Source organism: Amycolatopsis sp. CFH S0740, from assembly GCF_004522315.1.
GTDB lineage: Bacteria > Actinomycetota > Actinomycetes > Mycobacteriales > Pseudonocardiaceae > Amycolatopsis > Amycolatopsis nivea.
Window position 1 is genome coordinate 213,829 of sequence record NZ_SDLS01000015.1, and the last position, 7,010, is coordinate 220,838.

Genomic DNA, 7,010 nt, shown 5'->3' on the forward strand with positions numbered 1-7,010 from the left:
GCTGAATCCCAGCTGTTTAAATCTGCGCGCCGTTCACAGGTAGAACGACAGGAACAGGGTCACGACCCAGGTCGCGCCGAGCACCTGCAGCACGCGGTCCTTCAAGGCGATCTCGTCCGGCGCGCCAGCGTTGCCGCCGTCCACGTCGACCGCGTACCGGAGCACCGCGATCACGAACGGGACCATCGACACGACCGCCCACACCGAGTTGTGCTCGGCCTGGCGGATCTCGAACGCCCACAGGCAGTAGGACATGATCAGGATCGCCGCGGACGTCGCCCACACGAAGCGCAGGTAGCTCGCCGAGTACTTCTTCAGCGAGGACCGGATCTTCGCGCCGGTGCGCTCGAACAGCATGATCTCCGCGTACCGCTTGCCGGCCACCATGAACAGCGAGCCGAACGCCGTGACCAGCAGGAACCACTGCGACATCGCGATGCCGCCCGCGACGCCGCCGGCCACCGAGCGCATCAGGAAGCCCGAGCCGACGATCGCCAGGTCCACCACCGGCTGGTGCTTCAGGCCGAAGCAGTAGCCGAGCTGCACGGCTTCGTAGACCGCCAGCACGATCGCCAGCCGCCAGTCCGCCGCGAACGACACGGCGAGGCCGGCGAGGAAGAACACCACGGCCGCCGCGTAGGCCACCGGGACAGGGACGATGCCCGCCGCGATCGGGCGGTTGCGCTTCGTCGGGTGGGCCCGGTCGGCCTCGACGTCGACGGCGTCGTTGATCAGGTAGACCGACGAGGCGGTGAGCGAGAACGCCACGAACGCGATCAGCGCGTCGATGACCAGCTCGGTCCGGTTCGTCGCCTTGGAGAACGCGAAGAACGGCGCCGCGAAGACGAGGACGTTCTTCACCCACTGCTTCGGCCGCGCGGTCTTGATCACCCCGAGCACGAGGCCCACGGGGCTCGTGCCGGAGGTCGGGGTCGGGGCGGCCGGGGATTCAGGCTTCTCGACCTTCTCGGTCTTCTCGACCTTCTCGGTCGCCTCGGCCGCGTCGGTCTTCTCGGCGGCCGCCTCCGACACTTGCGCGGATTCGGCCGTACCGGACGCGTTTTCGGTTCGCTCGTCGGTCGTTTCGCTCATCGCTTCTTGGTCAGCTTCCGTCGGATCAGACCGCCGACGACGCCTCCCAGGGCGGCTCCGGCCAGAACGTCTGTCGGATAGTGAACGCCGAGCAGCAGCCTCGAGGCGAGCATCGGCGGTACCAGGGCGGGGACCAGGTTACGCCCGGTCAATCCGGAGTAGAGCACCGCCGCCGCTGTCGTCGACGTCGCGTGCGACGACGGGAAGCTCAGCTTGCTCGGCGTGCCGACCAGAACCTCCACGCTGGGATGGTCCGGACGGCGTCGCCGCACGACGCGTTTCACGGCGATCGACGCGGCGTGCGCGCCCACCACTCCGGCCGACGCGACCAGCCAGTCTTTGCGCCGGTCGCGGTCCACCGCCGCTCCGAGCAAGCCCAGCGCGAACCATCCCGCGCTGTGCTCCCCGAACAGCGACATTCCCCGCGCGACCTGCACGGTGCCCGGCTTCTTCAGCACCTTCTGGGTGCTGGAGAGCACGGCCACCTCACCGCGCGGGGTGTCCTTCTCAAGCATCGATCGACCCGTCCAACGGCGCACCGTCGGTCAGATGCGGGGCGATCTTGTTGTCGAACATCGACAGCGCCGACCCGATGGCCATGTGCATGTCGAGGTACTTGTACGTGCCGAGCCGCCCGCCGAACAGCACGTTCTTCTCGCGCGCCTCGGTCTTCGCCAGCTCGCGGTAGCTTTCCAGCTTCTCGCGGTTCTCGGCGGTGTTGATCGGGTAGTACGGCTCGTCGTCTTCCTTCGCGAACCGGGAGTACTCGCGGAAGATGACCGTCTTGTCCTTCGGGTAGTCCCGCTCCGGGTGGAAGTGGCGGAACTCGATGATGCGGGTGTAGGGGACCTCTTCGTCGTTGTAGTTGACGACCGACGTGCCCTGGAAGTCGCCCGTCTGGGCGACCTCGGACTCGAAGTCGACGGTGCGCCAGGTGAACCGGCCCGCCGAGTAGTCGAAGTAACGGTCCAGCGGCCCGGTGTAGACGGTCGGGGTGCCCGCCGGGATGTGCTCGCGGACGTCGAAGTAGTCGACGTTCAGCCGGATCTCGATGTTCTCGTGCTCGGCCATCTTCTCGAGCCACGCGGTGTAGCCGTTGACCGGCAGACCCTCGTAGGTGTCGTTGAAGTACCGGTTGTCGAAGGTGTAGCGGACCGGCAGCCGGTTGATGATGTTCGTGCCGAGGTTCTTCGGGTCGTTCTCCCACTGCTTCGCGGTGTACCCGCGGATGAACGCCTCGTAGAGGGGACGGCCGATCAGGGAGATCGCCTTCTCCTCGAGGTTCTGCGCGTCCTCGGTCCGGAACTCGGCGGCCTGCTTCGCGATGAGCTCGCGCGCCTCGTCCGGCGTGTGCGACTTGCCGAAGAACTGGTTGATCAGGCCGAGGTTCATCGGGAACGAGTAGACCTGGTCCTTCACCCGCGCGAAGACCCGGTGCTGATAGCCGGTGAACTCGGTGAAGCGGTTGACGTACTCCCACACCCGCTTGTTGGACGTGTGGAAGAGGTGCGCGCCGTAGCGGTGCACCTCGATGCCCGTTTCGGGCTCGACCTCGGAGTAGGCGTTGCCCCCGAGGTGGTGGCGGCGCTCGAGGACCAGGACCTTCTTGCCCAGCTCGGCCGCGGCCCGTTCGGCGATGGTCAGGCCGAAGAAACCGGACCCGACGACGACGAGGTCGTAACCGCGAAAGTCGTCTTCAGTAATCTTGGCGGAGTTCGTGTGCTCGCTCACGGGCGCTCAGGGTACGCAGTCGCGCGACCGCGTCCCGAACCGACCTCGGCATCCCGCCAGGTTTTACCGGCACTACACACGTGAGAAGCATGCCTGCACCAGACACCTTCTGGACCTATCTAGGCGCGGTCGCCAGCTACGTGGCCGTGCTGGCAGTCCCTGGCGGCCTCATCGGCCGGGCCGCGGGAGTGCGCGGGTGGGCCCTCGCCGGGTTCGCGCCGCTGCTCAGCTATGCCGTCACCGGCCTGGCTGGGCCCTGGTTGTCGACTGTCGGTCTCCCGTACAACGTCTTCACCGCCGCGGCCTGCACGCTGCTGCTGGCGGGGGTCGCGTGGGGAATCCGGCGGCTCTGCCTCGTCCGCGGCTGGATCACCCCGGGCGCGGAGGAGCCTCCGGTCGTCTGGAGCACGCGCGCGCAGTGGTCGGTCGCCGCGTGCGTCGCGGTGGCGACGGCGCTGTCGATCGCCGTGGTGCTGTCCGCGCGCGGCGGGACGACGGCGGTCTTCCAGCGCTGGGACACCGTCTTCCACGCGAACGGCATCCGCTACATCGCCGACACCGGCGACGGCTCGCTCATCGGCATGGGCAAGATCAACTGGTACCCGGACGGATCGTTCTATCCGAACGGCTATCACCTGGTCGGCGCGCTGGTGTACCAGATCTCCGGGACGAGCATCCCGGTCACGCTGAACGCCATCACCATGCCGGTCGCGGGCATCTTCGCGCTGTCGATGGTCGCCCTGGTCCGCCAGATGGGCGGCCGTGCGGTCTTCGCGGGCTGCACGGCCCTGATCGCCGCTGCCGCGACGACGGGCGCGTACGAGTCGGTGTCGAGCGGCCTGCTGCCGTACGCGCTGGGGATAGTCCTCACGCCGCTCACGGTGGTCGCGCTGCAACGCTTCCTCGTACGCCCGGGCGTCGACACCGGCCTGGTCTTCGCGCTGTCCGCGGACGGTCTGCTCACCGCGCACTCGAGCGCGCTGTTCGGCGGTGTCCTCTTCGCGGCACCGCTGGTGCTGCAGCGTTGGTACCGCTCGCTTCGCGGGCTTCGGGTGGACGGTGTGCCTGAAGGGCGCAACGGGCTGCGCGTGATCGGCGGCGACATCGTGCGCACAGTGCCGGTCATGGCGGCCGCAGTCGTCTTCGCCGCGCCGCAGATCCTGGGCGCGATCAAGTTCACCTCCGGCTCGTACCCGTACCAGCCGTGGAATTCGGACCTGCCGGTCCTGTCGGCGCTGAACATGCTCGGCACGTTCCAGCAGGTGCTGCACACGCCGCAGCTCTGGCTCACCGTGCTGCTCGTGGTCGGCGTGCTGGCCTTCCGCACCCTCGACCGGATGCGCTGGCTGACCCTGTCCGCGATCGGGCTCTCCGGGCTGTTCGTGCTGGTCACGTCCTACGGCGCCTCGCCGCTGGTCATCTCGCTGTCGCGGCCGTGGTGGAACGACCGGTTCCGGCTGATGGCGCTCGCTGCGATCCCGCTGTGCCTGCTCGCCGGGCACGGCATGGCGGAGCTGCAGCGCTGGACGGCGCAGCGGATCCGCTCGATCAGCTGGGCGAAGGCGCGGCCGCGGGTGGTCTCCCGGCTCGGGATCGCGGCGGCGGCGGTCGTCGTGGCCGTGACCGCGGTGCTGACCGGCGGGTTCTACCGCACCGCGAACGCCACCGCGGTGTCGTTCCTGTACTACAACGGGCCGGAGGGCGAGGTCACGCCGCCGGTCAGCCCGGACGAGATCGCGGCCATGGAGTTCCTCGGCCGGATGCACATCCCGCCGGACGAGAAGGTGCTGAACGACCGGCTCGACGGCACCGCGTGGATGTACGCGCTGACCGGCGTGCACCCGGTGGCGGGCCACTACGACGGCGGCGGCCCGGTCTCGCCGGACGCGACCTACCTGGCGCTGCACTTCCGCGATTACGACCTCGACGTGCGCGTGCGCGAGGCGGTCCAGCGGCTGAAGGTGCGCCACGTGCTGGTGGGCAGCGGTTCGATCGCCAAGGGCGCGCCGATCTCCCCCGGCCTGCGCGACCTCATGGGCAGCGATTTCCTGCAGCTCGTCTACCGCAATCCGGGCGCGCAGATCTACACGATCATCAGGTGACTCTCGTGACCGCGGCCTCCCCCGGCCGCGGTCACGAGGGGCTACTCGGCCTTGAGGCCCGGCAGCACTTCTTCGACGACCTTTTCCAGCACCGATTCGTGCCCCTCGTACGGCCCGCTCGAGCGCGGCCAGTGCGCGATGACGTCGGTGAAGCCCAGCTCACGGGCCCGTTCGGTGGCCTCGCGGAACGCCGCGACGCTGCTGAGCGAGAACACTGGCGCCGCGTCGAGGCTCAGGTACCGCTGGATGCCCGCCAGGTCCCGGCCGGCCGCTTCGGCCCGCTGGTCGAACGTGGCGACCAGCTCGGCGATGCCGGTCCACCATTCGTCGAGGGTGTCCCCGCCGCGGCCGGTGGTGACCCAGCCCGCGCCGAACCGCGCGGCCAGCGTCATGGTGCGCGGGCCGTTGGCCGCGACCAAGAACGGCAGCCGGGGGCGCTGCACCGTGCCCGGCAGGTTCCGCGCGCCGCGCGCGGAGTAGTACTCGCCGAAGAAGTCGAAGTTGTCGGTCATCAGCAGCCCGTCGAGCGCCTCGACGAACTCGGTGAAGCGGTCGACCCGCTGCCGCGCGGTCAGCTCCGGAGCGGCCAGCACCTGCGCGTCGTAGCGCGAACTGTCCACGCCCGCTCCGACGCCGAGCACGAACCGGCCGTCGGACACGTCGTCGAGGGTGATCAGCTCGCGCGCGAACGGCACGGGGTGCCGCGCGACCGGAGAGGCGACGAAGGTGCCCAGCCGGATCGTGGAGGTGACCATGGCGGCCGCGGTGAGGGTGGGCACAGCGGAGAACCACGGCCCGTCGACCAGCGACCGCCAGCCGAGATGGTCGTAGGTCCACGCGTGGTCGAAGCCGTACTCCTCGGCCGCGCGCCACTTCGGCTCGGCCGCCCACCAGCGGTCTTCAGGAAGAATTACGATGCCTGCTCGCACGAGGCCGACCGTAACGTCCGGCACTGACATTCGCTCGAACGGGCGGCGACCGGGAGAATGGGAGACGTGGAGAAACCCCGGTTGATCGCGTCCGACGTCGACGGCACCCTGCTCGGCCCCAGCGAACAAGTGACGCCGCGCACGGTGTCGGTCGTGCAGCGGGTGCTGGCCGACGACGTGCCGTTCGTGCTGTGCACCGGCCGCCCGCCGCGCTGGATCGCGCCGATCGCCGGACCGCTCGGGCTGACCGGCTACGCGGTGTGCGCCAACGGAGCCGTGCTGCTCGACATCGGCACCGACTCGGTGGTCGCGGTGCACGGCGAACTCGAGCCGAAACTGCTGCACGACCTGGCCTCGGCACTCGACAAAGCCCTGCCCGGCTGCCGGCTGGCGGCGGAACGGATCAGCACCGGATCGGTGGACCACGAACTGCGCAATTTCGTGATCGAGCCGGAGTACCACAACCCGTGGGGAGACGAGGAGAGCCGGATCGCGCCGCGCGCCGAGGTGCTGGGGAAAACGGCGATCAAGCTGCTGGTCAGCCGCCGCGGGATGACGTCGGAGGAGATGGCCGAAGCGACGAGCGCGGTGCTCGACGGAGCGGTGGACGTCACTTACTCGTCCTCGGGCGGGCTGATCGAACTGTCCGCCCACGGCGTGACGAAGGCGACTGGGCTCGCGGATATCGCCGAGCGCTTCGACGTGCCCCAGTCGTCGGTGATCGCCTTCGGGGACATGCCCAACGACGTCGAGATGCTGCAGTGGGCGGGCCACGGTGTCGCGATGGCCAACGGCCACCCGACCGTGCTGGCGGTGGCGGACGAGGTAACCGGACCGGCCGCGGAGGACGGGGTGGCGCAGGTGCTGGAGCGCTGGTTCTAGGCGCCCCATGGGGTTGTTTCAGTAGCGCGGTGCGCGGCAGCGGTGCTTGGCAGGACGCTGCGTGCCTCGGTCGACTGGGCGCGTCGGCGGCTCCTCCCCCGAGGCCCGTGAAGGGCTCCTTCAGGGAATCTGATTCCCTGAAGGAGCCCTTCACAGACGTCAACTGGAGCGGAGAAGCAACGCCGCCCGGTCGACGCCGCGCATCGCCGCACGCCGCACTACTGAGAAACCCCAATGAGGATTTTTCATCCTGTTGTTGCTGGTGGGGGTGGGT

General features: G+C 69.0%; 6 protein-coding genes. 2 read left to right on the forward strand and 4 right to left on the reverse strand.

The window, feature by feature from the left end; genetic code table 11:
* Positions 1-33: 33 nt before the first annotated feature.
* The 3 genes from EIZ45_RS25360 to glf are packed head-to-tail and all read right to left on the reverse strand — an operon-like array spanning position 34 to position 2,823.
* Positions 34-1,092, reverse strand: a complete 1,059-nt coding sequence (locus tag EIZ45_RS25360; RefSeq protein ID WP_240690696.1) for a decaprenyl-phosphate phosphoribosyltransferase — start codon at positions 1,090-1,092, stop codon at positions 34-36.
* Complete coding sequence (locus tag EIZ45_RS25365) at positions 1,089-1,607, reverse strand: phosphatase PAP2 family protein (protein WP_134664121.1); 519 nt, start codon at positions 1,605-1,607, stop codon at positions 1,089-1,091. The genes EIZ45_RS25360 and EIZ45_RS25365 overlap by 4 nt, the downstream gene beginning before the upstream one ends.
* Positions 1,600-2,823: a UDP-galactopyranose mutase gene (gene glf / locus EIZ45_RS25370; protein ID WP_037807122.1), complete on the reverse strand. Its 1,224-nt coding sequence runs from the start codon at positions 2,821-2,823 to the stop codon at positions 1,600-1,602. Before glf ends, EIZ45_RS25365 begins: the two co-directional genes overlap by 8 nt.
* An 89-nt stretch (positions 2,824-2,912) precedes the next feature.
* Here glf and EIZ45_RS25375 point away from each other — a divergent pair, with 89 nt between their 5' ends.
* Positions 2,913-4,925, forward strand: a complete 2,013-nt coding sequence (locus EIZ45_RS25375; protein ID WP_134664123.1) for a DUF6541 family protein — start codon at positions 2,913-2,915, stop codon at positions 4,923-4,925.
* 41 nt (positions 4,926-4,966) lie between these two features.
* Here EIZ45_RS25375 and EIZ45_RS25380 read toward each other — a convergent pair whose 3' ends face one another.
* Positions 4,967-5,854, reverse strand: a complete 888-nt coding sequence (locus tag EIZ45_RS25380) for an LLM class flavin-dependent oxidoreductase (protein WP_134664125.1) — start codon at positions 5,852-5,854, stop codon at positions 4,967-4,969.
* 57 nt (positions 5,855-5,911) lie between these two features.
* Here EIZ45_RS25380 and EIZ45_RS25385 point away from each other — a divergent pair, with 57 nt between their 5' ends.
* The gene (locus tag EIZ45_RS25385) at positions 5,912-6,736 is read left to right on the forward strand and encodes an HAD family hydrolase (RefSeq protein WP_240690697.1); all 825 of its coding nucleotides are present in this window, start codon (positions 5,912-5,914) and stop codon (positions 6,734-6,736) included.
* The last annotated feature ends 274 nt before the right edge of the window (positions 6,737-7,010 follow it).

Bases quoted from the DNA above. Each gene is read 5' to 3' on its own strand.
- EIZ45_RS25360 (WP_240690696.1), bottom strand. From the start codon at position 1,092: ATGAGCGAAACGACCGACGAGCGAACCGAAAACGCGTCCGGTACGGCC.
- EIZ45_RS25375 (WP_134664123.1), top strand. From the start codon at position 2,913: ATGCCTGCACCAGACACCTTCTGGACCTATCTAGGCGCGGTCGCCAGC.
- EIZ45_RS25385 (WP_240690697.1), top strand. From the start codon at position 5,912: ATGGGAGACGTGGAGAAACCCCGGTTGATCGCGTCCGACGTCGACGGC.
- EIZ45_RS25365 (WP_134664121.1), bottom strand. From the start codon at position 1,607: ATGCTTGAGAAGGACACCCCGCGCGGTGAGGTGGCCGTGCTCTCCAGC.